Origin of the sequence: Reyranella sp. (assembly GCF_004296935.1) — a bacterium.
In the GTDB taxonomy this organism is placed as follows: Bacteria; Pseudomonadota; Alphaproteobacteria; order Reyranellales; family Reyranellaceae; genus Reyranella.
The window spans coordinates 12,417-37,180 of sequence record NZ_SCVH01000067.1 but is presented as its reverse complement, the minus strand read 5'-3'; the positions used below and the strand labels follow the sequence as shown (position 1 = coordinate 37,180).

The following is a 24,764-nucleotide window of genomic DNA, read 5'->3' as shown; positions in this document are numbered from 1 at the left end:
ATCTGGCCAGCTCCAGCTCGACAGACGCGACGTGGACTGCTGTTGGCAGACTGGAGGATGGCACTTCGCCCTACTGCGGCGGCGGTACGATTGCCATGCCGGAATGGGTCGGGCAGGCTGTCGGGCGGGTCGACATAAAGGGGAACACGCTCACTTTTGCGAGTACGAGCCCAGTGCCGAACCATTCATTCACTGTCGATTTGAAGGCGTTGCAGCCTGATGGTTCTGGAAAAGTTGTCGGCAAAGACAACAAGAACAGAACGTTCTACCTGACGTTCGATCCGGGCAGCGGAGCCCGCCCATTCCATATGACCTATTCCTATAATGCTTGCCGGCGTGACTATACGCCCAAGACATAGCGGCGGCTCGCACCGCGTCCAGCGGCGCGAGCGGATGCCGGCTGGTCCATGTTGCGTCAGGTGAAGATGGAGGGATCGATCAGCGGCCGGCCGCGCGGGCGGGCGGCTTCGGGGCGGTCGCATTTCTGGAAGAGGCCGCGGCCGGCGGAGCCGCTCATCCGGCCTTCGTCCATCACCACCTCGCCGCGTGACAGGGTCATCACCGGATAGCCGGTGAGCTCGCGGCCCTCGTAGGGCGTGTAGTCGCAATTGTGGTGCAGGATCGAGTTGGTGAGGCTCACCTTGCGGGCGGGGTCCCACAGCACGATGTCGGCGTCGGCGCCGACCGCGATCGTGCCCTTGCGCGGATGCAGGCCATAGATCCTGGCGGGGTTGGTGGAGGAGAGCGCCACGAACTGCTGCAGGGTGAGGCGGCCCTTGTTGACGCCCTCGGAGAACAGGAGCGGCAGGCGCGTTTCGACGCCCGGCACGCCATTGGGAATCTTGCGGAAGCTCTTGTCGGCGCCGGGCAGTTTCTTGCCGCGCACGTCGTCGTACTTGAAGGCGGCATGGTCCGACGACAGGACCTGGAAGGTGCCGGCGGCGAGGCCGGTCCAGATATGCTCCTGGTTGTCGGTGCCGCGCGGCGGCGGCGAGCACACGCATTTGCTGCCCTCATCGCCCGGCTTCTCGAAATCCTCCTCGCTCAGGAACAGATACTGCGGGCAGGTCTCGCCATAGACCCTGAGGCCACGCGCCTGCGCGCGCTGGATCTCGTGCATCGCCTCCTTTGCCGAGACGTGGACCAGCAGCATCGGCACGTCCAGCAGCTCGGCCAGCGAGATGGCGCGGTGTGTGGCCTCGCGCTCGACCACGAAGGGCCGCGAGGTGGCATGGAACTTGGCGGCCGTCATGCCCTTGAGTTCCAAACGCTCGGTCAGCCAGGCGATGCAGTCGGCGTTCTCGGCATGGATCATCAGCATCGCCTGCTCGCGGCGGGCGGCCGCCAGGGCGTCGAGCATCTCGCGATCCGTCAACTTCACGTCGTCGTAGGTCATGTAGACCTTGAACGAGGTGTAGCCGTCGGCAACCAGGGCGGTGAAGTCCTGCCCCATGATCTTGTGGCTGGCATCGGACAGGATGACGTGGAAGGCATAGTCGATCAGCGACTTGCCCTCGGCGCGCTGGTGATACTTGTTCACTGCGTCACGCAGCGGTTGCGCTTTGTTCTGGTAGGCAAAGGGGATGATGGTCGTGGTGCCACCGGCCGCCGCCGCCCGGCTGCCGCTCTCGAAATCGTCGCAGAAGACCGAGCCGTCGGCCGTGTCCTGGTCGAAATGGACGTGGGCGTCGATGCCGCCGGGCACGGCGATCAGGCCCGTGGCGTCGATCTCCCGCTGGCCCCTGTCGAGCCGCTCGCCCAAGGCTACCACGCGGCCGCCGGAGATGCCGATATCGCCCTTCACGACGTCTGCAGCCGTGGCGATCGTCGTGTTGCGGATGACGAGGTCGTATTCGGCCATGGTTCTCTCCCTGGTCCGACGGTAGCAAGGCCCATGCCGTCGTTCGAGGCCGGCCGCACCATACCCGCCTAGACCGGAGAACCGGGCCGGTCCACACTTGGGGTCGAATCCAAGAGGCAAGGGGGCCGCCATGAAGTGCTGGTTGGGATCGGCAATCGCCTTGATTGCCTTGAGCGTGCTGGCGCCGGTCATGGCGCAGACCGCCGTCAAGCCCGCCGTCGTCTACAGTACGGGCGGGAAGTTCGACAAATCCTTCAACGAAGGCGTGAGCGCGGGCGCCGAGAAGTTCAAGAAGGAAACCAACACCGCGGTCGCCGAGTTCGAGCCCAGCAACGAGACGCAGTTCGAGCAGGCGCTGCGCCGGTTCGCCCAGCGCGGCCAGGATCCCATCGTCGCCGTCGGCTTCTCGCAGGCGGTCGCGCTCGAGAAGGTCGCCAAGGAATTTCCCAAGGTCCGCTTCACCATCATCGACAGCGTGGTCAACCTGCCCAACGTGCAGTCGGTGGTGTTCAAGGAGCAGGAAGGCTCGTTCCTGGTGGGCGTGCTGGCGGCGCTGGCCTCCAAGACCGGCAAGATCGGCTTCGTGGGCGGCATGGACATCCCGCTGGTCCGACGCTTCCAGTGCGGCTTCGAGCAGGGCATCAAGTACGCCAATCCCAACGCCGAGCTGATCTCCAACATGACCGGCACGACGCCCGCCGCCTGGAACGATCCCGGTCGCGGCGCCGAGCTCGCCAAGGGCCAGTTCGACCGCGGTGTCGACGTCGTCTACGCCGCCGCCGGCTCGACCGGCATCGGAATCCTGCAGGCCGCCAAGGACCGCGGCAAACTCGGCATCGGCGTCGATTCCAACCAGAACCACCTGCATCCCGGCACGATGCTGACCTCGATGCTGAAGCGCGTCGATCTCGCCACCTACAACAGCTTCAAGGCGGCGCAGATGGGCCAATGGAAGGCCGGTGTCCAGGTGCTCGGCCTCAAGGACGGCGGCGTCGACTGGGCGCTCGACAAGGACAACGAGAAGCTGATCACCCCCGCCATGAAGGCCAAGGTCGATGCCGCCAAGGCCGACATCGTGTCGGGCAAGATCGTCGTCCATGACTACATGAGCAACAACTCGTGCAAGCCCTGACGCCTGCGGCAGCGGCTATCGAGCTTCGCGGGATCGAGAAATCTTTCGGCAGCGTCCACGCTGTGCGCGGCGTGTCGCTTCGGATCGAGACGGGGACGATCACCGGCATCGTCGGCGAAAACGGCGCCGGCAAGTCGACCCTGATGAGCATCCTCTACGGCCTCTACCGCGCCGATGCCGGCGAAATATGGGTCGATGGCCAGCCGGTCGAGATGGCGAGCCCGCGCGACGCCATCGCCCATGGCATCGGCATGGTCCACCAGCATTTCATGCTGATCGACAGCTTCACAGTGCTCGAGAACATGGTGCTGGGCGCCGAAGGCGGCCTGTTGCTGGCCGGCGGTCTCGCGGCGGCACGGGCTGAGCTGGCCCGGCTGGCGCGCGACTATGGGCTCTCGATCGATCCCGATGTGCGCGTCGCCAACCTCTCGGTCGGCGAGCAGCAGCGGGTCGAGATCCTGAAGGTGCTGTTCCGCGGCGCGCGGATCCTGATCCTGGACGAGCCCAGCGCCGTGCTGACGCCGCAGGAGACCGACCGCCTGTTCCGCATCCTGCAGACGTTGAGGGAACGCGGCGTCACGGTCGTCCTGATCACCCACAAGCTGCGCGAGATCATGGCGGCGACCGACCGCGTCTACGTCATGCGCCAGGGCCGGATGGTGGTCGAGCGCCGGACCCGCGATACCAGCTCCGAGGAGCTTGCCGAGTTGATGGTCGGCCGCAAGGTCCGCCTCGACCTCGACAAGGCCGCGCCGCGGCAGGGCGAAATCCTGTTGCGTGCCGAGCACCTCTCGCTGGTCGACGACCGGGGGGTGCGACTGCTCGACGATGTCGGGATCGAGTTGCGCGCCGGGGAGATCGTGGGCATCGCCGGCGTCACCGGCAACGGACAAAGCGAACTGCTGCAGGTGCTGGCGGGAATCCGCGCGCCGAGCGAGGGGCGGCTGACCGTCTGCGGCCGCACGCTCGACGCCCGCCATCCCGGCAATCCCGCGGACATGCGTGTGCTCGGGCTCGCCCACGTACCGGAGGACCGGTTGCGCCAGGGCATGGTGGCGGCATTCGAGGCCTCGGAGACGTCGATCCTGGGCTACCAGGACGGGCCACCGTTCACCCGCCACTATCTGCTCGACGGTCCGGCCGTCGGTGCCCATTGCGCCCAGCTGATGGAGCGCTTCGACGTGCGCCCACGGTCACCGGGGTTGCGGTCGTCCCATTTCTCCGGCGGCAACCAGCAGAAGCTGGTCCTGGCACGCGAGATCGCCCGCCAGCCCAAGGTGCTGCTGGTCGGCCAGCCGACCCGCGGCGTCGACATCGGCGCCATCGAATTCATCCATCGCGAGCTGGTGAAGGCGCGCGACGCGGGCTGTGCGGTGCTGGTCGTGTCGGTGGAACTGGACGAGATCCTGTCGCTCGCCGACCGCATTCTGGTGATGTTCGCGGGCCGCATCGTGGGCGAAGTCGAGCCGGGCCGGGCTGACGAACGCAGGCTCGGCCTGATGATGGCGGGCGCTGACGCGGCATGACGGCGCCCCGTCGTCCCCTGCCGGCATGGGCCGAGATCGCCATGCTGCCGCTGGTGAACATCGCGCTCGCCTTCATCGTCGTCGGCGTGATCGTGGCGATCATCGGCGTCGATCCCTTTCACGCGCTCCGGCTCCTGGTCGTGGGAGCCTTGGGCTCCTCCGAATCGATCGGCTACACGCTCTACTACGCCACCAACTTCACCTTTACCGGCCTCGCGGTCGCCGTCGCCTTCCATGCCGGCCTGTTCAACATCGGCGGCGAGGGTCAGGCCTATATCGGTGGCCTGGGCTGTGGCCTGGCCGTCCTGGCGCTCGACCGCTGGCTGCCGGCCTGGCTCCTGGCCCCCCTTGCCATCGCCGCGTCGGCCCTGTTCGGCGCCGCCTGGGCCGCCGTTCCGGCCTGGGCGCAGGCGTGGCGCGGCAGCCATATCGTCATCACCACCATCATGTTCAACTTCGTGGCCTCGGCGCTGATGGTCTACCTGATGGTGAACGTGCTGATCGCGCCAGGCTCGATGACGCCGCAGAGCCGCACCTTCGCGCCCTCGGGCCGGATCCCCGCGATGCACGATGCGTTGCAGGCCATCGGCATCAGCGTGGCGCCCTCGGCCCTCAACCTCACGATCGTGCTGGCGGTTCTGTGCTGCGCGGCCGTCTGGGTGTTCCTGTGGCACACGCCGTGGGGCTATGCGCTCCGCACCATGGGCCACAATCCCGAGGCCGCGGTCTACGCCGGCACCAATCTCCGGCGCATGACCATGCTTGCCATGTGTCTCTCGGGCGGTCTGGCGGGCTTCGTGGGCGTCAACGAGCTGATGGGCGTGCATCACCGCATCGTGCTCGATTTTCCCGCGGGCTACGGTTTTGCCGGCATCGCCGTCGCCCTGATGGGACGCAACCATCCGCTCGGCATCATGCTGGCCGCGCTGCTGTTCGGGGCATTGCAGCAGGGCGGAGCGGAACTGGCGTTCGAGATCCCCTCCATCACGCGCGAGATGGTGGTGGTGATTCAGGGCCTGATCATCCTGTTCTCGGGCGCACTGGCGCATCTGCCGCGGCCCTGGCTGCAGGTCCTGTTCGCGCGCCGGGCCTGACATGGACGAAGCCTTCTCCTTTGTCTTCCTGATGCTGGCGTCAACGCTCCGGGTCGCCACGCCGCTGGTGCTTTGCGCCATGGGCGGGCTGTTCTCGGAGAAGAGCGGCATCGTCGATGTCGGCCTCGAAGGCAAGATGCTGATGGCCGCCTTCTTCGCCGCCGCGACCGCGTCGGTCACCGGTTCGGCCTGGGCGGGCGTGGCCGCGGCCATCCTTGCCGCGGAGGCCCTGGCCCTGCTGCATGGCTTCGCCTGCATCACCTATCGCGGCAACCAGGTGGTGAGCGGCGTCGCCATCAACATCCTGGCGGCCGGGCTCACCGTCGTCCTCGGCACCGCCTGGTTCGCGCGCGGTGGCCAGACGCCGCCGCTCCTGGACGGCCAGCGGTTGCTGCCACTCTTTCTGCCGGGGGCGGGGGACAACATCCTGGTCTATGCCGCGCTGCTGTCGGTGCCGCTCACCTGGTGGATCATCGCCCGCACACGCTTCGGTCTCCGCTTGCGCGCTGTCGGTGAAATGCCGCTCGCCGTCGATGCCGCCGGCCTCTCGGTGGCATGGCTGCGTTATCGCGCGGTGCTGCTCTGCGGGCTGCTGGCTGGCCTCGCCGGCGCCTATCTGTCGATCGGCCAGAATGCCGGATTCAGCCGCGACATGACGGCGGGCCAGGGGTTCATCGCCCTGGCTGCCATCATCTTCGGCAAGTGGCGACCGCTGCCGGCCCTGGGCGCCTGCCTGATCTTCGGCCTGCTCGATGCCATGGCCATCCGCCTCCAGGGTGTCCGGGTACCTGGCGTGGGTGAAGTTCCGGTGCAACTGATCCAGGCCATGCCGTATCTTCTCACCATGTTCCTGCTGGCCGGCTTCATCGGCCGCGCCGTTGCCCCCAAGGCCGCCGGCGTGCCATACGAGAAGGAGCACTGAGTTGGACGATCTGCTCCATCTGGCACGCCGCATGATGCTGCGTGCCCATGCGCCCTACTCGAAGTTCCACGTCGGCGCGGCGGTGCGCGGCGAGGACGGCTCGCTCCATGGCGGCTGCAACGTCGAGAACGCGGCCTATCCGCAAGGGCTCTGTGCCGAGGCGTCGGCGATCGCCGCGATGGTGGCGGCCGGCCAGAAGCACATCCTGGAATGTGTCGTCGTCGGCCCCGGTCCCGAGATTATTACGCCCTGCGGCGGATGCCGCCAGAAGCTGCGCGAATTCGCCAGCGACGACCTGCCGGTCCATCTCTGCGGCCCTGATGGCCTGCACAGGACCGTCACCCTTGGCCAGCTCCTGCCGATGTCCTTCGGCCCGCACCATATCGGCAAGCCATGAACGATGCGATCGCTCGTGCTGCCCCGGGCTTCCGGCCGAAAGTGGCGGTCGTGCTGGGCTCGGGATTGGGCGGCTTCGTTGAGGAGGTGAAGGCCGTCGCCGCCATTCCTTATGGCGAGCTTGAAGGTTTTCCCCGGACCAGCGTCAGCAGCCACGCCGGGATGCTGTTGCTGGGTCATGTCGGCCCGACTCCTGTCGCCGTGCTGCAGGGTCGCGCGCATTACTACGAGAACGGCCGTGCCGACGAGATGAAAGGCGCCATCAGGACCATGGCAGAGCTCGGCTGCGAGACCCTGCTGCAGACCAACGCCGCCGGCAGCCTCCGGCTCGACATGCCGCCGGGTTCGGTGATGGCGATCACCGACCACATCAACTTCACCGGCGTCAATCCGCTGTTCGGCGTGGGATCGGGCAACGATCGCTTCGTCGACATGGTCGATGCCTACGACCCCGCCCTGGTCAAGAAGCTGCTGACGGCAGCCAAGGAGGCCAACGTCCGTTGCCATGACGGCGTCTACATGTGGTTCAGCGGTCCCAGTTTCGAGACACCGGCGGAAATCCGGGCGGCCCGCATCCTGGGCGCCGACGCCGTCGGCATGTCGACGGCACCGGAAACGATCCTGGCGCGCCACGCCGGCATGAAAGTGGCGGCGCTGTCGCTGATGACAAACTACGCCGCCGGTCTCGTCCCGGGTACGCTCGCGCACGATCAGACGATCGCCGTTGCGGGTTCGGCCTCGGGTGACGTGCGCCGTCTCCTGCGCCTCTTTCTCGAGCAATACGCCTAGGCATCATGTTGCCGCAGGAGATCATCCGCCGGAAACGCGACGGCCACGAGCTCTCGGCCGAGGAGATCGCCTTCATTGTGCAGGGTATTCACGACGGCAGCTTGAGCGAGGGCCAGGTGGCCTCCTTCGCCATGTCGGTGTTCTTCCGCGGCATGATCGTGCGCGAACGCGTGGCGCTCACCCTGGGCCTCGCCCGCTCGGGCATCACGCTCGACTGGCAGGATCTCGCGCTGCCCGGCCCGGTGATCGACAAGCATTCGAGCGGCGGTGTCGGCGACAAGGTGAGCCTGATGCTGGCGCCGATCGTGGCGGCGTGCGGCGGCTTCGTGCCCATGATCTCCGGCCGCGGGCTCGGTCACACCGGCGGCACGCTCGACAAGCTCTCGTCGATTTCGGGCTACGAGACCCAGCCCGACATCGCGACCTTCCGGCGCGTCGTCCGCGAGGTCGGCTGCGCCGTGATCGGCCAGACCGACGATCTGGCGCCGGCCGACCGGCGCCTCTACGCCGTTCGCGACGTCACCGGCAGCGTCGAGTCGATCCCGCTGCTGGTGAGCTCGATCCTGTCCAAGAAGATCGCCGCGGGCCTCGCCGGGCTGGTCATGGACGTGAAATGCGGCTCCGGCGCGTTCTGCGATACCGAGGAGATGGCGCGCGACCTGGCCCGCAGCCTCGTTGCCGTGGCCAACCAGGCCGGTCTGCCGACCATCGCCCTGATCACCGACATGGACCAGGTGCTGGGCCGCGACGTCGGCAATGCGCTCGAGATCGCGGAGACCGTCGCCTATCTGACCGGGACCGGCACGCGCGAACCGCGCCTGCACGAGGTCACCCTGGCGCTTGCCGGCGAGATGCTGGTGCTGGGCGGCCTGGCGCCCAGCGTGGCCGCCGGCCGTGCGCGCGCCGAGGCGGTGCTGGCCGACGGGCGGGCGGCGGAGGTCTTTGGCCGCATGGTGACGGCGCTGGGCGGGCCGGCCGATTTTCTCGATCACTCCGGCCGCTACCTGTCGCAGGCGCCGGTGATCAGGCCTTGCACCGCGGAGCGCACGGGCCATGTCACGGGCATGAATGCCCGCCAGGTCGGTATTGCAGTCGTCGCGCTGGGGGGTGGCCGGGCCCATGCCGACGATGCGATCGACCCCTCGGTCGGCCTCAGCGAGATGACCGACGTCGGCGTCGCGGTCCGGGCCGGCAATCCCCTCTGCATCGTCCATGCCGCGAGCGAGACCGATGCCGATGCGGCCATAGCCCTCGTGCGCCAGGCCATCCGCATCGGCGACGCGCCGATTGCCAGGCGCCCGGTTGTCATGGAGCGCGTCGTCCAATGAGCACGCCCGATCTGGCGGTGTATGCGCGTGACGGCTTCCTGGTGCTGGAGGGCTTCTTGCCGCCCGCCGACTGTGACGTCCTGCAGGCCCGCGCGGCGGAGCTGGTGGCGGCCTTCGATCCCGGTCCGGTGCGCACCGTCTTTTCGACGCGCGACCAGGGTCATGCCCGCGACCTCTATTTCCAGGAATCGGGTAGCGCGATCCGCTTCTTCTTCGAGGAGCAGGCGACCGACCAGCCGGTGCCGCTTGCCTTGAACAAGATCGGCCATGCGCTGCACGACCTCGATCCGGTCTTCGACCGCATCTCGCGCCAGCCGCGACTGGCCGAGTTGGCGAATGCCCTGGGCTTCGCCCAGCCGCTGCTGCTGCAATCCATGTACCTCTTTAAGCAGCCGCAGATCGGCGCCGAGGTCGGCTGGCACCAGGACGCCACCTACCTGCATACGAGCCCCTCGACGGTGACCGGCTTCTGGATCGCCCTCGACGATGCCGACCGCGACAATGGCTGCCTGACGGTGCTGCCGGGCGCCCATCGCGGGCCGTTGCGCCAGCGGTTCCTGCGCGAGAACGGCCGGATGGTCATCCGTACGCTGGACGCCACGCCTTGGCCCGACATCCCGCCGGTTGCGCTTGAGGCGCGGCGCGGCACGCTGGTCGTCCTGGACGGCCTGCTGCCGCATGCCAGCGCGCCCAACCGCTCGTCGCGGGCCCGCCACGCCTATGCCTTGCATCTGGTCGACGGCAGGGCCGATTATCCGGCGGACAACTGGCTGCAACGGCCGGACCTGCCGCTACGAGGCTTCGCGTGATCCCCAAGGTCGAACTGCACTGCCATCTCGAAGGTTCGATTTCTCCAGCGCTCGCGCGCGAGCTGGCGGCGCGCAATGGCCTCGATCTTCCCCGGGGACTGTTCGGCCCCGACGGTCACTATGTATGGCAGGACTTCCTGAGCTTTCTCGCCGCCTACGACCGCGTCTGCACCGTGCTGCGTACGCCGCGTGATTTCGGCGATGTGATCTATTCGTACCTTGCGGGCGTGGCGGCCGAGGGTGCGATCTATGTCGAGATGTTCTGCTCGCCCGAGCGGCCGGCGGCGCTCGGGATCTCCTATGCGGCATGGGTCGAGGCGCTGGCCGAAGGTATCGACCGCGCCCAGCGCGAGTTCGGCATCGTCGGCCGCATCATCATCATCTGCATCCGTCATCTCGGGCCCGAACGTGCTCTGGCGATGGCCGAGGGCATGGTCATCGAGCCACATCCCTATATCGTGGGGTTCGGCATGGGCGGTGACGAGGCGAAGTTCACGCCGGCCGATTTCGCGCCGGCGTACCGGCTGGCGCACGATCAGGGTTATGGCTGTACCGTCCATGCCGGCGAGGTGCTCGGTCCTGAAAGCGTCTGGGCCTCCATCGAGGCCTTGCCGGTCACCCGAATCGGCCACGGCGTGCGTTCGGCCGACGATGCTGCGCTGATGGCGGAACTGGCGCGCCGGGGCACCGTCCTCGAGGTCTGTCCGGGCAGCAATGTCGCCCTCGGGCTGTATCCCGACCGGGTCTCCCATCCGCTGCATCGCTTGATCGCCGCCGGCGTTGCCGTCACGCTCAATTCCGACGATCCGCCGTTCTTCCACACGACACTCGGCAACGAGTACGACAAGGCGGGTCTTGGCGATGCGGCATTGAGGCATATCGCGCGAACGGCGGTCGAGGCCTCGTTCGCCGACGAGGCGACCAAACGAGCACTGTTGAAGGAGATTGGGTCATGATCGCAAGGACTGCCCTGGCGCTCGGCGCCGTCATTTCCACGATCCTGTCGTCGGGCGTGGCACGGGCGCAGGACGCGCTGCCGGCTCACGACATGCTGCTGGCCACCCTGTGGACGCAGCGCGCCGTTGAATACAAGGGCAATGCACTCACGGTCTTCGCCCTGGCCCGCATCCGTCTCGACGAGGCGCTGGCCGACAAGAACTGGACGGCCTCGCCGGCCGAGCAGAAGGCCGATTATCAGAGCCTGCCGCCGGCTGTCATTCTCGACATCGACGAGACCCTGCTCGACAACTCGCGCTACCAGGTCTGGATGCTGAAGAACAACCAGACCTTCGGCACCAAGACCTGGAACCAGTTCTGCGCTGCCCAGGTGTCGACCGCGATCCCGGGCGCGCTGGAATTCACCAAGTACGCCGATTCCAAGGGCGTGAAGGTCTTCTACATCACCAACCGCGGCGCCGAGACCGAGAAGGACACGCGCGAGAACATGGCCAAGCTCGGCTTCCCGATGGGCGGCAACGTCGACACCTTCCTGATGCAGGGCGAGAAGCCTGAGTGGGGCGGGGCCAAGGGCACGCGTCGCGCCGTGGTCACCAAGGACTATCGCGTCCTGCTCAACATCGGCGACAACTTCGGCGATTTCGACGACCGCTACCGCACCAGCGAGGGTGAGCGTCAGAAGGCTTTCGAGTCAGACATGGCCTACTGGGGCCGCCAGTGGCTGGTGATCGCCAATCCGACCTACGGGTCGTTCGACACGGCCCCGTTCGGCCACGACTTCAAGAAGGCGCGCGAGGAGCAGCGCAAGACCAAGTGGGACGTGCTGGAGTCCTGGGTGGGGCCCACGCCGTAGAGGCTAGATCGCCGCTTCGGTCTCGGCGTCGAATAGGTGCAGCCGTTCGGGTTTGAGCGCCAGCTTGAGCGTGTCGTGGGCACGCACGCGCAACGTCGGCTCGACGCTCGCCACCATCAAGGCCTCGCCGACGCGCATATCGAGCAGGATCTCGGATCCAAGCTGCTCGACCACCTCGACGACGGCTTCGAAGCAATATTCCGGCGCATCCGCAGGGGTCGCGATATGGATGTCCTCCGGCCGGATGCCGAGTGTCGCCTTGCGGCCGGTCTTGGCGCGGGCCCGCGTGGCCAGCTCTCCTGGCAACCCGATGCGCAGCCCGGGCGCGTCGGCGACGGGCTTGCCGCCATTTTCCACCAGGGTCACGTCGGCGAAATTCATTGCCGGTGAGCCGATGAAGCCCGCGACGAAGCGGTTGGCCGGGGTGTTGTAGAGTTCCAGCGGCTCGCCGACCTGCTGGACCAACCCGTCCTTCATCACCACCACCCGGTCGCCGAGCGTCATGGCTTCGACCTGATCATGGGTGACGTAGACCGAGGTCACGGCCAGTCGCTCGTGCAGCTTCTTGAGTTCGACGCGCATCTGCACGCGCAACTTGGCGTCGAGATTGGAAAGCGGCTCGTCGAACAGAAAGACCTTGGGATCGCGCACGATCGCCCGGCCCAGCGCCACGCGCTGGCGTTGGCCGCCCGAAAGCTGCCGCGGCTTGCGCTCGAGCAGGCTCTCGATGCCCAGGATGGAAGCGGCGTTGTTGATGCGCTTCTCGATCTCGGCCTTTTCGAACTTCCTCATCTTCAGGCCGAACGCCATGTTGGAAGCGACGCTCATGTGCGGGTAGAGCGCGTAGTTCTGGAACACCATGGCAATGTCGCGGTCCATCGGTGGCACTTCGTTGACCACCCGGTCATCGATGCGAATCTCACCAGTGGTAATGGCTTCCAGGCCGGCGATCATGCGCAGGGTCGTGGTCTTGCCGCAGCCCGACGGCCCGACGAAGACCATGAATTCCTTGTCGCGGATCTGAAGGTCGACATCCTTCACGACATGGGTGGTGTCGAATTTCTTGTTGAGCTTGTGAAGGCTGACCTCAGCCATGTCTCGCTACCCCTTGACCGAGCCGGTAAGGCCCGAAACGTAGTGTTCGACGAAGAATGAGTAGACGATCGCCACCGGAATGGAGCCGAGCAGGGCACCCGCCATGAGCGGCCCCCAGAAGAACACGTCGCCGCGGATCAACTCCGAGGTGACTCCGACGGGGACGGTCTTCTGGTCCGGCGAGGACAGGAAGACCAGGGCGTAGATAAACTCGTTCCATGACAGCGTGAAGGCGATGATGCCCGACGACAGGATGCCAGGCACGGCCACCGGAATGATGATGTAGACCATCGCCTTCCAGCGCGAGGCGCCGTCGATGCGGGCGCATTCCTCGAGTTCCTTCGGGATGGCCTTGAAGTAGCCCATCATCAGCCAGGTGCAGAACGGAATCAGGAATGTCGGATAGGTCAGGATCAGCGACCACGGCGTGTCGCCGAGCTGGAAGTTGCGGATGATCTCCGCCAGCGGAATGAACAGCAGCGTCTGCGGCACCAGATAGGTGATGAAGATCGCCGTGCCGAGGCCGCCGGCGTAGGGGAAGTTGAGGCGGGCCAGCGCATAGCCTGCCAGCACGCCGCAGAACAGCGAGATGATGGTCGAGACCAACGCGATGAACATGGTGTTGAACATCCAGCGCGCGAAGTTGGTCTCCTCGAACAGATAGAGGATGTGCTCGAGCGTCGGATTGTTGGTCCAGAACGGCATGTAGTTGGGCGCGTTCCACGGCAGGTAGAGCTCGCCGTCCGGCCGGAAGGTCGTGACGATCATCCAGTAGAAGGGAAACAGCAGGACGAAGACGAACAGGATCAGCGGAATGTTGTAGAAGACCCATCGTCTCCAGAGGGCGCCCTCGATCATGTCAGCGGGTCTCCACTCGGCGGATGTAGAGCAGCTGCACGACCACGATGACGAAGAGGAACGGGAACATCGCGAGCGAAATCGCAGCGCCCTCGGCCAGCAGGCCGGTGCCAATGCCGAGCTGGTAGGCATAGGTGGCGAACAGATGCGTGGCGTTGGCCGGCCCGCCGCCGGTCATGACATAGACCAGCTGGAAGTCGGCGAAGGTCTGGATGACCGAGAACAGCACCACCACCAGGGTGACCGGCATGAGCAGCGGCCAGGTGACATGCCAGAAGCGCTGCCACGGGCGCGCGCCGTCGATGGCGGCGGCCTCGTGAAGCTCGGGGCTGATGGTCTGCAGGCCGGCCAGCAGCGTGATGGCAAAGAACGGCACGCCGCGCCAGATGTTGATGATGATGATCGATGTCATGGCAAGGTCGGGATCGCCCAGCCAGTTGATCCGGGTGGTGATGAGGCCGAGCTGGAACAATGTCCAGTTGATGACGCTGAAGGTGGGATCGAACATCCACTTCCAGGCGAAGGTCGAGAGCACCGTGGGAATGATGAACGGCAGCAGGATGAAGGCGCGGATGATCGCCTTGCCCTTGAAATGCCGGTTGAGCAGGATCGCCAGCCACAGGCCGAGCGCCAGCTTGAACACCGTCGTCACGCCCGTGTACCAGAACGTGTTCCACACCGTCGTGCGGAAGATGCTGTCGTCCCAGATCTTGTGGAAGTTCTTCAGCCCGACGAATTCCCCGGGCTGACCGACACGCGCGCTGCTGAGCGACAGCATCACGCCTTCGAAGAAGGGGTAGGCAATGAACAAGCCGAGCAGGATCGCAGTTGGCGCCAGGAGCGCCAACGCGAGCCAGCGTTCGTCCTCGAGCTTACGCAAGCGCGGGGAGAGCCGTTTGCTCTCCGCCGCCGGAAGTGCTGATACCGTCATGGACGGGTTACCCTAAACGCGGTTACCCGAACTCAGACGTAGACTTTCTTGAGCTCGGCGTCGGCCCACTTCGCCGCGTCCTCGGCCGGCATGCCCTGGACTGCCTTGGCGTACATGTCGGTGACGATGTACTTCGACAGGACCTCCTGAGCCTTGGCGTCGGGTGGTCCGGCGTTGCCGATCGCCTGGCCGAGGCGGGCCGCGACCTTGTAGGGCGTCATGACCGGATCGACATCCCACAGCTTATCGGACTCCCACTTGGCGGTGCAGGGTGTCGCGAAGCCCTTCTGCGATTCGAAGAACTTCCTGTAGTTCGCCTCGGTGTGAATCCACTTGAGGAAGGCCTTCGAAGCGTCCTGGTTCTTGGAATACTTCATCAGCATGTTCGACTGCAGCAGATGGAAGCCGAACTGTCCCGCCGGTCCCTTGGGCAGGGGCGCATGCAGGATGTCCTTGTTCATCGGCAGGCCCTTTTCCGTCTTGTACTGGTCGGGCTTGCGCAGGGTCTCGATGTAGATCGAGGCGCCGTTCAGCGTCGCGGAGATGGTCTGCGACAGGAACGCGCGGTTGTTGTTGGTGTCGTCCCAGGCGAGGCCGCCCTCGTCCATGCCGTCCTTCCACAGGCCCTGCATGAACTTGATCGACTCGACTGTTTCCTTGGAGTTGATCACCACCTTGCCGTTGGCATCGATTTCCTTGCCGCCCCACGACCACAGGTAGGGATAGCTGAAGCCCGGCGCGTCGCCGAAGGTGTGGCCCAGGGTCTGGCCGAACGGCCGGCCCTTGGCCTTCAGCTTCTTGGCCGCCTCACGGTAGCCGTCCCAGGTGTCGGGGAACTTGGTGAGGCCGATTTCCTCGAACCACGACTTGCGCCAGGCGATCATGCCGCCGATCACAGCCCACGGCATGCCCATGTAGATCTTGCCGTTGCTGCAGATCGCCTTTGCGTACGGGAAGATGCCGCCTTCGCGCTTGCCGACTTCCTCGGCGATCTCGGAGACGTCGACGACGCTGTTGGCGTAGAGATGGGTATAGCTGTTGAACGACATGATCAGGTCGGCGCCGGAGCCCGACTGGATGCCGGCCGTGATGCGCGGCTGCAGGTCGTTGCCGTTCACGGTCTCGAGGTTGATCTTGATGCCCAGCGCCTTCTCGGCCTCCGGCATCATTTCCTTCTTCAAAAGCGCATCGGTGGCCGGCACGAAGTCGACCCACTTGAGCCAGTGAACCGTTCGCTGCTGGGCGAAGGCCGGCATACGGCCGGTTGCAAGAATGGCGGCCATGCCGCCCATCGACGCGGCGGCTGCACCGCCAGCAAGCTTAAGCACACTACGACGCTTCGTCTTGGCCATGTTGTCCTCCCAAGGACTGCCGCCTCGTTGGGCGGATTTGATATTGCTGTCATCGTAGGCGTCGGGAGGGTCCCGGCGCAAGCCGAATAGCGGAAGTCGGGTCGGCAAGTGCCGATCGAACCGGCCGGCGGTGTCGCACGCTCTCTGAAATGATGTTTCGCAGCACCGAAACTGCTGCCGCCGCTATAGCGCCTCGGGATCGAGGGTGAACAATTCCTGGGCGCGCCCGACGCCGCGGAGCGCGAAGCGGCCGACTGAGACCAGCCGCGCGCGGTCGGCGGACGGCAGCGCATCCGCCAGCGCCGAGGATACCAGGACGGAACGGTCGACAGAGCGGCACATCGAGGCGATGCGGCTGGTCTCGTTGACCGCCGGCCCCACGACCGTGAAGTCGAGCCGGTCGATGCTGCCGACGTTGCCGTAAAAAACCTCGCCGATGTGCAGGCCGACGTAGACCGAGGTGACCGCCCGTTCCTCGGCTCGGCGCCGTTCGTTCAGTGCACGCACCCGCTCGCGCATGTCGGCCTCGGCCCGGAGCGCCTTGGCGCTGGCCTTTGCCGGATCCTCGGCGCGGAAGATCGCCAAAGTGCCGTCGCCGATCAGTTTCAGCACCTCGCCGCCGGCCTGCTGGACCGCGGTGATGACCGCTTCGGCATAGTCGTTCAAGAGCGGGATCACCTCGTCCGGCGGCGCGGTGTCGGTGATCCTGGTGTAGCCGCTCAGATCGGAGAACCACAGGACGGCGTCGATGCGATCGGCGACCCCGCGCAGGATGCGGCCGCTCAGCACGCGTTTGCCGGCGTCGCGGCCGAGATAAACGTCGACCAGCGTGCCGGCCACGCGCGCCAACGCGGCGGCCTTGATGGCGAGCGCCAGCGGCGGCACCAGGCGGCGCAACGCCACCAGGGCGGCATCGCTGAAACCCTCGGGATGGCGTGTCACCCAGGACGAGTAGACGCAGTCCATCTCGCCGATGGCATTGTCGTCGGCGAAGCGATGGACGAAGACGAGGTAGTCGGTGTGGCCGGCATCCTTCATTTCCTGGACGACCGGGAAATCGGCGGTTTCGCCGAAGCCGATGCGCAGCCGCATCTCTTCCTCGCCGGCCTGCAGGAGATGGAAGAACGGGCTGCTCTGCCACGCTACGGCTCCCTCGCCCTGGTCGCTGCGGCCGTATTCGACCATGGCAGGATCGTTCGATGCGTCGTCGCGCCAGCGGAAGACGCGGCCTTCATGGACGGGATGCAGCGTGTCGATGAGGGCCATCGCGCGCGACACTTCCAGGCCGGCGGCGCGGCACTTCTCGCAGAACTCGCGCAGCAGGTCCTCTTCCGCCATGCCGGCCAGGCCACGGCGAACCACCCAGCCGGCGATACGGACGATGTCGGTGTCTTTCATGGGACTGCCGTCCCTATCAACTCACGCGGTCGCGGAAGTGACAAGCGGCCAAATGCCCCGGCCCGACGGTTCCCAGGAACGGCGCGTCGGCCACGCAAACGTCGGCCTTCATCGGGCAGCGCGGATTGAAATGACAGCCCGGGGGCGGGTTGAGCGCGCTTGCGATCTCGCCTTTTGCCTTGGTTTTGGCGATCGTGGCGGCGGCGCGATGGAACGGGTCGGGGATCGCGGCAATCAGCGCGCGCGTATAAGGGTGACGCGGGTCCTCGAAGATTTCCTGCCAGCCGCCCTGCTCGACGATGCGGCCGAGATACATCACCGCGACCCGGTCGCTCACATGCTCGACTACGCCGAGGTCGTGGCTGATCATGATGTAGGCCAAGCCCATCTCGTCCTTCAGCTCGAGCAGCAGGTTGATGATCTGGGCGCGGATCGACACGTCGAGCGCCGACACCGGCTCGTCGCAGATCACCAGCTTCGGCTTCAGGATCAGGGCGCGGGCGATGCCGATCCGCTGGCGCTGGCCGCCGGAAAACTCGTGCGGATAGCGGTCGGCGTGCTCGGGCCGGAGTCCGACCTTGGCCATCATGTCCATGACACGCGCCTCGACCTCGGCCTTGTCGTTGACGCCGTGCAGGCGGAGCGGATCGGCCAGCGTCCGGCGCACGGTCTGGCGCGGGTTGAGCGAGGCATAGGGATCCTGGAAGACCATCTGAACCGTGCGCGCCATCGCCATGCGGTCGGGCGGCGTGCTGCCGGAAATCTGCTGACTGTCGACATGGATGAGGCCGCGCGTCGGCAACAGCAGGCCCATGATGGCGAGCGCCAGGGTCGACTTGCCGCAACCTGATTCGCCCACGAGGCCGAGGCATTCGCCGGCCTTGACCTCGAGCGTGACGCCATCGACCGCCTTCAGAGTCTTCACCCCGCCGGCGAAGGCGCTGCCGACCATGAAATGGACGGCGAGGTCGTCGAGGGTGAGCAGCGACTCAGCCATGATGGTGGCACCTCACGAGGCCATCGGCCGGCAGTGCCGTGATATCGGGCGCCGAGGAGCGGCAGACATCGGTGACGGCCGGGCAGCGCGGATTGAAACGGCAACCGGACGGGTAGGCTTGGATCGACGGCACGACGCCGGAGATTTCCGTCAGCCGCTGGCGGCCGCGCCGGGCGCGTTCGCCCAGCCGCGGCAGCGAATCGATCAGGCCCTGCGTATAGGGATGGCTGGGCGTGGCGAAGATGGCGTCCGCCACCTGGCTTTCGACGATACGGCCGGCATACATCACCGCCACGCGCTTGCACATGTTGGCGACCAGGCCGAGATCGTGGCTGATCATCAGGACCGCTGTGCCCTTGGCAGCGCACAGCTCGGCCATCAGGTCGATGATCTCGGCCTGCACCGTCACATCGAGCGCCGTGGTCGGCTCGTCGGCGACCAGCAGGTCGGGCCCGCAGGCGAGCGCAATGGCGATCATCACGCGCTGGCGCATGCCGCCCGAGAGCTGGTGCGGATAGTCCCTGATGCGACGCTCGGGAGAGGGCACGCGGACCTGGCGCAACGCTTCCTCGGCGCGGTCCATCGCGTCCCGCCAGTTGGCACCCTCGTGCAGCACGAACATCTCGGCGATCTGCTTGCCGACCGGCGACAGTGGATTGAGCGCCGTCATCGGCTCCTGGAAGATCATGGCGATGCGCTTGCCGCGCAGCCGGCGCATCTCGGCGGCCGGCGCATCCTGGATCTCCTGGCCATCGAGCACGATTCTGCCGCCGCCGAGCGACAGCGGTCGGCGCAACAGGCCCATGACGGCAAGCGCGGTGATGCTCTTGCCGCAGCCCGATTCGCCTACCAGTCCGAACGCCTCGCCGCGGCCGATCTCGAACGACACGTTCTCGACGGCGTTGTAGGTGACGCCATCGCCGGCCAGCGCAATGCGCAGGTTGTCGACTTTAAGCAGGGGCGTGTTCACGTCCGTCTCGTCGTTGATTGCGGATCGAGAATGTCGCGCAGCCCGTCGCCCAAGAGATTGAGGCCGAGCACGGTGAAGAAGATCGCGAGGCCGGGGAACACCGACAGCCAGGGCGCCGTCGTGATCTGGTCGCGCGCCTCCGACAGCATGCTGCCCCAGCTCGGGAAGGGCGGCCGGATGCCAAGGCCGAGGAACGACAGCGCCGCTTCGGCCAGGATCGCGCCGCCCATGCCCAGGGTGGCGATCACGATCAGCGGTCCCAGGATGTTGGGCAGCACCTGTGTGAACATGATGCGCAGGTCGCCGTAGCCCAGGATCCGCGCGGCCTGGATGTAACCCTGGCTCTTGAGCGACAGCACCTGGGCGCGCGCGATGCGACAGGAATAGGACCAACTCGTAAGGCCCAAGGCGATCACCAGGCTCACCAGGCCGGGCCCGAGGATCGCCATGATGGCGAGCGCGAAGACCAGCGAGGGGATCGCCAGCATCAGGTTGGTGAGGCCGCTCACCAGGTCGTCCCACCAGCCACCCCAATAGCCAGCCGTGAGTCCCAGCGTGACGCCGATCAGGCTGTTGCAGATCTGGCTGATGATGCCGACGCTGAGCGAGATGCGGGCGCCGTAGACGATGCGCGAGTAGATGTCGCGACCCTGGGCGTCGGTGCCGAAGGGATACTCCCAGCCGGGCGGGATCTCGGCGTTCATCAGGTTGGCGTCCATCACCGGATCGGTGAGCGCGATCCACGGCGCCAGGATCGCGGCGGAGATGGCAATGCCGACGAGGCTGCCGCCGACCCAGAGCGACATGCCGCCCTTCAGCCGGAGGCGTGGCAGCTTGATGGCGATGCTCATCGGTAGCGAATCCGGGGATCGATCACGACGTAGGCGAGATCGACCAGCGTGTTGATGGCGAGGAAGAACAGCACGATCATCAGGATACAGCCCTGGACGGTCGGCATGTCGCGCTGGAAGACCGAGTCGACCATCAGCGATCCGACGCCCGGCCAGGCGAACAGCTTCTCGACGACAACGGCTTGGCCCATCAGCGACCCAAACTGCAATCCGACGATGGTGATGACGAGGACCAGGGCATTCCGGAGCACATGCCATTCGACGACGCGGCGCTCGCTCATGCCCTTGCTGCGCGCGGTCCGGACGAAGTCGGCATTGAGCACGTCGAGCACCGCGGCGCGCGTCGTGCGGGCAAGCAGCGCCATCGGGCCGACGCCCAGGGCGACCGCGGGCAGGATGATGTGGCGCAACCCGCCGTCGCCGTAGCCGAAGCTCGGCAGCCACTGGAGTTTGAGCGCAAACAGGTACATCAGCATCAGGCCGAACCAGAACTGCGACAGCGACAGGCCCGAGATGGCGCCGACCATCGATGCGGTGTCGATCCAGCTGCCCGGCCTGAGGGCGGCGAGGAAGCCCAGCGTGACGCCGACCAGGATGGCGAAGGTCATGGCGGCGAGGACGAGCTTCAGCGACGGCCAGATGCGGGTGCTGAGCATCTTGGTCACCGGCTCGCGCGTGCGGAAGGACGTGCCGAGATCGCCCATGGCCGTATGGCCGACGTACTTGGCGAAGCGCTCGAGCAGTGGGTCGTCGAGGCCCATCTCCTTGCGCATGCGCTCCATCACCGCTGGATCGATGGTCGAGCGGCCGTCCTCGTTCATGCCCGAGATGAAGCTGCCGGGCAGGACGGAGAACAGCAGGAAGACGAGGGCGACGACGGCAAGCATCGTCGGAACGACGTTGGCGAGGCGGCGGCCGAGGACGAGAAGCATTTACAAGGACTCTAAAAGGTCCCTAGCTGACGCTCGGGATGACGACAGCGGTGTCATCCCGAGCATCGCGAGGGATCCTTTGCTTTCTGCTGCCGCTATTTGGCCGGCGAGCTGGCGTCGACCCAGATGTCCTCGGGGTACTGGTGCGTGATCTCGGTCGGGTTCGCCTGCAGGCCGTGCACCCACGGCTGGTAAGCCATCACCGCCTTGTTGTAGTTGAAGAACCACACCGGCGCTTCGTCGTAGAGCAGGTTGTTGGCCTTCTTCAGGAGATCGTCGCGCTTGGCCATGTCGCCTTCCTGGGCGGCATCGTCGAGCAGCTTGTCGAACGCGGGGTTCTTGAAGCCGGTGTAGTTGCAGGCCGTGCGCGGCGTCTTGGAATAATAGCAACGCAGCGTGGCGAGCGAGTCGGGCCCGGTCAGGTTCGAGCCGATGTAGGCCTGATGATCGCCCTTCATCGCGATCTCGGTCAGCACCGTGACCTCGACCAGCTTGGGCTTCAGCTTGATGCCGACCTTGGCCAGCATCGGGATGATCGCCTCGACGATCGGCAGACCCCAGCTCTCGTTCTGGCTGGTCGTCAGCTCGAACTCGAAGCCGTTGGGGTAGCCCGCCTCGGCCAGCAGCTTCTTGGCTTTCTCGGGATCGAACGGATAGGGCTTCACCGTCTTGTCGAAGGCGGCCGACGCAGGCGGCAGCCAGCTCGTGGCGCGATAGGCCTTGTCCTTGACCAGGCGCTTGATGATCAGGTCGGCATCGATCGCGTAGGCGATCGCCTGGCGCACCCGCTTGTCCTGGAACGGCTTGATGGACTCATGGTTCATCGTCATCGCGCGCGTGAACATCTCCGCGACTTCCAGGATGCCCTTGGAAAGCTGCGGATCGGCGCGATAGGCGACGTACTGGGCCGGCCCCAGGATCGAGGTGTCGATCTCCTTGTTGCGGAAGGCGACGTCGCGCGCCGCGGCTTCCGCCATGATCATCACGTCGAGCCGGTCGAGGTAGGGCTTGCCGGGTTTGTAGAATTTGTCGAAGCGCTCGGTGACGACGCGCGACCCCGGAATGTGCTCCTTGAACTTGAATGGCCCGAGGCCGACCGGCGCTGACGCGAAGTTGCCTTTCTCGACTTCTTCCTTGGGCAGGATCGCCGTCGAACCGGCGAAGAAGTAGTAGCCCGGATCGACCCGGTCGGTGATCGTCATCTCGAGTGTGAAGTCGTCGATCTTCTTCAGGCCGGAGATTTCCTTGGCCTGGCCCTTTTCGACGTCGACCGCGCCCTTGATCAGGCGGGCATAGCGCGCGCCGGGATAACCTTTGCTGCCGTCCATGAGGCGCGTGTAGGAGTAGATCAGGTCGTCGGCCGTCATCTTGCGGCCGTTATGGAAGTAGGCGTCGTCACGCAGCTTGTAGGTGTAGGTGAGGCCGTCGGCCGATGCCGAGACGGACTTCGCCAGCTCAAGCACCAGCTTTCCGGCGGCGGTATCCCAGTTGTAGAGCGTGCGGTGGATCGCCTTGTTGACGATGTCGTCCTGCGCGCGCGGCGTCGAATGCGGGTCGAGGCTGCCGAAGCTCGCGGCGTAGGGCGCTGTCATCCGGATCGTGCCGCCTTTGCGTGGAGTCTGCTGCGCCTCGGCCGCGCCGGCGCCGACCACGGCGATTGCGGCGGCGAGCCATGCCAGTTTACGCATTTTACCATCCCCTCTTGAAGTTCTGCTTGGACTGCATTCCATAGTGCCCGACGCTTCCGTGCAAGAGGAATGCCGAATGACCGCCCTGCCAAATTGTCTGCTGATCGTGACGGCCGAAGTCGATGTCTCGGTCGAAACCGACTGGAATCGCTGGTACGACGACGTCCATCTGCCTGACGCACTGGCCTGCCCAGGCGTCCTCGCCGGTCGCCGCTACCTCACGTCCGGAGAGATTTCGGAAAGTGATCGCGGGCAGGGCAGGCGTACTTCTGCGAGACTGTACACCACGGTCTACGAACTCGACTCGCCCGCGGCTGTTGAAACCAAGGAGTTCGCGGCCATGCGCGGCTGGGGCCGCTTTGCACCCCATGTGCGCTCGCAGACGCGCGTGGTCGTCGGGCTCGCTTAGGCCGGCACGCAATAGCCGTCGCGCCGCGGATCGCAGCCGCCGGTGAAGGTGCCGGTCGTGGGATCGACCGCCACGCCCTGCATGCCGCCCACCTTCATGGTCCAATCCGGGCCGCTGGTGAGGTCGTGGCCGCGCTTGCGCAGTTCGGCATGGACGTCGGCTTCGACGCGCGACTCCAGCAGGACGGCACGGCCGTCCGTCAGGCGCGCGCGCGGCGCCTCGATCGCCTGCTGCAACGGCAGGCCGTAGTCGGCGTATTGCACGAAGGCCTGCGGCTGGGTCTGCAGGATGCCGTAGCTGCCGGGTGTGCCGAGCGCCAGCACAGGCCTATCGTCTTGCGTCACGATCGAAGGAGCGACGCAGATCGGCATGGCGTCGCCCGGCTTCACGCGGTTGGGGCTGCCGGGGGTCACGTCGGCCCAGTAGAGGAAATTGTTGAGACAGACGCCGGTGCCCGGCACGACGACGCCCGACCCGAACACGGCGCCGAGGCTCTGCGTCACGCAGACCATGTTGCCGTGCCTATCGGCGATCGAGAACGAGGTGGTGTGGCCTTCGGTGGCCGTATTCCCTGGGGGCGGCGTCCACTGCTCGGTCGCGCCATCGATGGGTTTGCCGTCGCGCACGCGGGCACGCAGGCTCTCGACATGGCCCTCGGACAGCAGCTCGGCGAGCTTCTGCGGCGATGGCGCACCGTTGGCGATGCGGACTCCCGCGGCGATCCGGATGGCGCGCAGCACGGTGTCGACATGCTCGATGCCGTTGCGCGGCATCGCGGCGAGGTCGAAGCCTTCGAGGATGCGCAAGGTGAGCAGGTACTGGAAACCCTCGCAGGGTGGCGGCGGCACGTGCACGGTGCGGCCGCGATAGGTGACCGATACCGGATCGATCCACTCGGTCCTGGCATCCATCAGATCGTCCATGGTGAGACAGCCGCCCAGTTCGCCCAGCCGCTCGATCAGTTTCTTGCCCAGCGCCCCGCCATACAGCAGGCCGGGCCCTTCGGCCGCGAGCGCTTCGAATGTCCTGGCGAGATCGGGCTGTTTCAGCACGGCGCCCAGCGCCGGCTTGCCGCCGCCGATGCCTTCGAGATAGGTGCGCGACCATTCGGGATAGAGCTTGGACTGGCCCCGGAGTTCCGGCGCGACGCCGCCGATCTCCTCGACGTTGAATTCGATCAGCGCAAAGCCGTCGCGGGCGATCGCGACGGCCGGCGCGAAAAGCTCGGGCAGCTTCTTCGTGCCGTAGGTGCCCACCATCTCGCACCAGCCAGCAAGATTGCCCGGCGCCCCGACGGGAATGGGGCCGCGCAGGATCTGCGCGCGTGCGTTCAGCCGATCGAGCGGGAACTTGCGTGGAATCCTCGTCATGAAGTTGAGCGAGCGCACGCGCCTCTCGGCCGCGACATAGCAGGTCGCCATGCCCTGGCCGGCGAGGCCCGACATGTAGGGCTCGACGACATTCAGCGCCGCCGCCGTGGCCGCAGCGGCGTCGAAGGCGTTGCCGCCGTTGGCCAGGATGCGGGCACCGGTCGCCGCCGCCAGCGGATGGGCCGCTGCCACCATTCCGTGACGCGATGTGATGGTCGGGCGCTTGCCGTGCTGCAACATGCTTCA

The 24,764-nt window shown here is 66.1% G+C and carries 24 protein-coding genes; 12 read left to right on the top strand and 12 right to left on the bottom strand.

What is annotated here, in order from left to right:
* The coding region (locus EPO55_RS08845; protein ID WP_296336280.1) for a hypothetical protein at positions 1–359 on the top strand (359 nt) is incomplete at its 5' end.
* Positions 360–415: 56 nt separating this feature from the next.
* Here EPO55_RS08845 and hydA read toward each other — a convergent pair.
* On the bottom strand, positions 416–1,861 hold the full coding sequence (hydA, locus tag EPO55_RS08840; RefSeq protein WP_296336279.1) for a dihydropyrimidinase: 1,446 nt from the start codon (positions 1,859–1,861) through the stop codon (positions 416–418).
* A gap of 190 nt (positions 1,862–2,051) precedes the next feature.
* Between hydA and EPO55_RS08835 the strand changes: the two genes are divergently transcribed.
* The 10 genes from EPO55_RS08835 to EPO55_RS08790 are packed head-to-tail and all read left to right on the top strand — an operon-like array spanning position 2,052 to position 11,667.
* Complete coding sequence (locus tag EPO55_RS08835; RefSeq protein ID WP_296336285.1) at positions 2,052–2,993, top strand: BMP family ABC transporter substrate-binding protein; 942 nt, start codon at positions 2,052–2,054, stop codon at positions 2,991–2,993.
* A complete protein-coding gene (locus EPO55_RS08830) occupies positions 2,981–4,519 on the top strand; it encodes an ABC transporter ATP-binding protein (RefSeq protein ID WP_296336277.1) in 1,539 nt (512 codons plus the stop codon). Before EPO55_RS08835 ends, EPO55_RS08830 begins: the two co-directional genes overlap by 13 nt.
* On the top strand, positions 4,516–5,613 hold the full coding sequence (locus EPO55_RS08825) for an ABC transporter permease (RefSeq protein ID WP_296336276.1): 1,098 nt from the start codon (positions 4,516–4,518) through the stop codon (positions 5,611–5,613). Before EPO55_RS08830 ends, EPO55_RS08825 begins: the two co-directional genes overlap by 4 nt.
* Position 5,614: 1 nt before the next feature.
* Entirely contained in the window at positions 5,615–6,535 is a 921-nt protein-coding gene (locus EPO55_RS08820) for an ABC transporter permease (RefSeq protein WP_296336274.1), read from the top strand.
* 1 nt (position 6,536) lies between these two features.
* Positions 6,537–6,932 (top strand): cytidine deaminase, encoded by a 396-nt coding sequence (locus tag EPO55_RS08815; RefSeq protein ID WP_296336273.1) that lies wholly within the window; start codon positions 6,537–6,539, stop codon positions 6,930–6,932.
* Positions 6,929–7,720, top strand: a complete 792-nt coding sequence (locus EPO55_RS08810; protein ID WP_296336272.1) for a purine-nucleoside phosphorylase — start codon at positions 6,929–6,931, stop codon at positions 7,718–7,720. The genes EPO55_RS08815 and EPO55_RS08810 overlap by 4 nt, the downstream gene beginning before the upstream one ends.
* A 5-nt stretch (positions 7,721–7,725) precedes the next feature.
* Complete coding sequence (gene deoA / locus EPO55_RS08805; protein ID WP_296336270.1) at positions 7,726–9,048, top strand: thymidine phosphorylase; 1,323 nt, start codon at positions 7,726–7,728, stop codon at positions 9,046–9,048.
* The gene (locus EPO55_RS08800; RefSeq protein WP_296336269.1) at positions 9,045–9,857 is read left to right on the top strand and encodes a phytanoyl-CoA dioxygenase family protein; all 813 of its coding nucleotides are present in this window, start codon (positions 9,045–9,047) and stop codon (positions 9,855–9,857) included. The genes deoA and EPO55_RS08800 overlap by 4 nt, the downstream gene beginning before the upstream one ends.
* Positions 9,854–10,813, top strand: a complete 960-nt coding sequence (gene add / locus EPO55_RS08795) for an adenosine deaminase (protein WP_296336268.1) — start codon at positions 9,854–9,856, stop codon at positions 10,811–10,813. The genes EPO55_RS08800 and add overlap by 4 nt, the downstream gene beginning before the upstream one ends.
* A complete protein-coding gene (locus EPO55_RS08790) occupies positions 10,810–11,667 on the top strand; it encodes an HAD family acid phosphatase (protein WP_296336267.1) in 858 nt (285 codons plus the stop codon). The genes add and EPO55_RS08790 overlap by 4 nt, the downstream gene beginning before the upstream one ends.
* 3 nt (positions 11,668–11,670) lie before the next feature.
* Here EPO55_RS08790 and ugpC read toward each other — a convergent pair whose 3' ends face one another.
* The 10 genes from ugpC to EPO55_RS08740 form a co-directional block, all read right to left on the bottom strand.
* Positions 11,671–12,762: a sn-glycerol-3-phosphate ABC transporter ATP-binding protein UgpC gene (ugpC, locus tag EPO55_RS08785; RefSeq protein ID WP_296336264.1), complete on the bottom strand. Its 1,092-nt coding sequence runs from the start codon at positions 12,760–12,762 to the stop codon at positions 11,671–11,673.
* A gap of 6 nt (positions 12,763–12,768) precedes the next feature.
* Positions 12,769–13,620, bottom strand: coding sequence for a carbohydrate ABC transporter permease (locus EPO55_RS08780; RefSeq protein ID WP_296336263.1), 852 nt, complete (start codon positions 13,618–13,620; stop codon positions 12,769–12,771).
* 1 nt (position 13,621) lies between these two features.
* Positions 13,622–14,551 (bottom strand): sugar ABC transporter permease, encoded by a 930-nt coding sequence (locus tag EPO55_RS08775; protein WP_296336262.1) that lies wholly within the window; start codon positions 14,549–14,551, stop codon positions 13,622–13,624.
* A 32-nt stretch (positions 14,552–14,583) separates the two neighbouring features.
* Positions 14,584–15,903, bottom strand: a complete 1,320-nt coding sequence (locus tag EPO55_RS08770) for an extracellular solute-binding protein (RefSeq protein WP_296336261.1) — start codon at positions 15,901–15,903, stop codon at positions 14,584–14,586.
* 183 nt (positions 15,904–16,086) lie between these two features.
* Positions 16,087–17,301, bottom strand: a complete 1,215-nt coding sequence (locus EPO55_RS08765) for an adenylate/guanylate cyclase domain-containing protein (RefSeq protein ID WP_296336260.1) — start codon at positions 17,299–17,301, stop codon at positions 16,087–16,089.
* Between the two features lie 16 nt (positions 17,302–17,317).
* Positions 17,318–18,298, bottom strand: a complete 981-nt coding sequence (locus EPO55_RS08760) for an oligopeptide/dipeptide ABC transporter ATP-binding protein (protein WP_296336259.1) — start codon at positions 18,296–18,298, stop codon at positions 17,318–17,320.
* Positions 18,291–19,286, bottom strand: coding sequence for an ABC transporter ATP-binding protein (locus EPO55_RS08755; RefSeq protein ID WP_296336283.1), 996 nt, complete (start codon positions 19,284–19,286; stop codon positions 18,291–18,293). The genes EPO55_RS08760 and EPO55_RS08755 overlap by 8 nt, the downstream gene beginning before the upstream one ends.
* Positions 19,265–20,086, bottom strand: a complete 822-nt coding sequence (locus EPO55_RS08750; protein ID WP_296336282.1) for an ABC transporter permease — start codon at positions 20,084–20,086, stop codon at positions 19,265–19,267. The genes EPO55_RS08755 and EPO55_RS08750 overlap by 22 nt, the downstream gene beginning before the upstream one ends.
* A gap of 29 nt (positions 20,087–20,115) precedes the next feature.
* Positions 20,116–21,051 (bottom strand): ABC transporter permease, encoded by a 936-nt coding sequence (locus EPO55_RS08745; RefSeq protein WP_296336258.1) that lies wholly within the window; start codon positions 21,049–21,051, stop codon positions 20,116–20,118.
* Positions 21,052–21,146: 95 nt separating this feature from the next.
* Complete coding sequence (locus EPO55_RS08740; protein WP_296336256.1) at positions 21,147–22,739, bottom strand: ABC transporter substrate-binding protein; 1,593 nt, start codon at positions 22,737–22,739, stop codon at positions 21,147–21,149.
* Between the two features lie 76 nt (positions 22,740–22,815).
* Between EPO55_RS08740 and EPO55_RS08735 the strand changes: the two genes are divergently transcribed.
* Positions 22,816–23,148, top strand: coding sequence for a DUF4286 family protein (locus EPO55_RS08735; RefSeq protein ID WP_296336254.1), 333 nt, complete (start codon positions 22,816–22,818; stop codon positions 23,146–23,148).
* Here EPO55_RS08735 and EPO55_RS08730 read toward each other — a convergent pair.
* Positions 23,145–24,758, bottom strand: a complete 1,614-nt coding sequence (locus tag EPO55_RS08730; RefSeq protein ID WP_296336253.1) for a gamma-glutamyltransferase — start codon at positions 24,756–24,758, stop codon at positions 23,145–23,147. The two genes, EPO55_RS08735 and EPO55_RS08730, sit on opposite strands and share 4 nt — an antisense overlap.
* Positions 24,759–24,764 lie beyond the last annotated feature (6 nt).

Coding starts and splice junctions, on each gene's coding strand:
- hydA (WP_296336279.1), bottom strand. CDS start 1,861: ATGGCCGAATACGACCTCGTCATCCGCAACACGACGATCGCCACGGCT.
- EPO55_RS08835 (WP_296336285.1), top strand. CDS start 2,052: ATGGCGCAGACCGCCGTCAAGCCCGCCGTCGTCTACAGTACGGGCGGG.
- EPO55_RS08825 (WP_296336276.1), top strand. CDS start 4,516: ATGACGGCGCCCCGTCGTCCCCTGCCGGCATGGGCCGAGATCGCCATG.
- EPO55_RS08820 (WP_296336274.1), top strand. CDS start 5,615: ATGGACGAAGCCTTCTCCTTTGTCTTCCTGATGCTGGCGTCAACGCTC.
- EPO55_RS08810 (WP_296336272.1), top strand. CDS start 6,929: ATGAACGATGCGATCGCTCGTGCTGCCCCGGGCTTCCGGCCGAAAGTG.
- deoA (WP_296336270.1), top strand. CDS start 7,726: ATGTTGCCGCAGGAGATCATCCGCCGGAAACGCGACGGCCACGAGCTC.
- EPO55_RS08800 (WP_296336269.1), top strand. CDS start 9,045: ATGAGCACGCCCGATCTGGCGGTGTATGCGCGTGACGGCTTCCTGGTG.
- EPO55_RS08790 (WP_296336267.1), top strand. CDS start 10,810: ATGATCGCAAGGACTGCCCTGGCGCTCGGCGCCGTCATTTCCACGATC.
- ugpC (WP_296336264.1), bottom strand. CDS start 12,762: ATGGCTGAGGTCAGCCTTCACAAGCTCAACAAGAAATTCGACACCACC.
- EPO55_RS08780 (WP_296336263.1), bottom strand. CDS start 13,620: ATGATCGAGGGCGCCCTCTGGAGACGATGGGTCTTCTACAACATTCCG.
- EPO55_RS08775 (WP_296336262.1), bottom strand. CDS start 14,551: ATGACGGTATCAGCACTTCCGGCGGCGGAGAGCAAACGGCTCTCCCCG.
- EPO55_RS08770 (WP_296336261.1), bottom strand. CDS start 15,903: ATGGCCAAGACGAAGCGTCGTAGTGTGCTTAAGCTTGCTGGCGGTGCA.
- EPO55_RS08765 (WP_296336260.1), bottom strand. CDS start 17,301: ATGAAAGACACCGACATCGTCCGTATCGCCGGCTGGGTGGTTCGCCGT.
- EPO55_RS08760 (WP_296336259.1), bottom strand. CDS start 18,298: ATGGCTGAGTCGCTGCTCACCCTCGACGACCTCGCCGTCCATTTCATG.
- EPO55_RS08745 (WP_296336258.1), bottom strand. CDS start 21,051: ATGCTTCTCGTCCTCGGCCGCCGCCTCGCCAACGTCGTTCCGACGATG.
- EPO55_RS08740 (WP_296336256.1), bottom strand. CDS start 22,739: ATGCGTAAACTGGCATGGCTCGCCGCCGCAATCGCCGTGGTCGGCGCC.
- EPO55_RS08735 (WP_296336254.1), top strand. CDS start 22,816: ATGACCGCCCTGCCAAATTGTCTGCTGATCGTGACGGCCGAAGTCGAT.
- EPO55_RS08730 (WP_296336253.1), bottom strand. CDS start 24,758: ATGTTGCAGCACGGCAAGCGCCCGACCATCACATCGCGTCACGGAATG.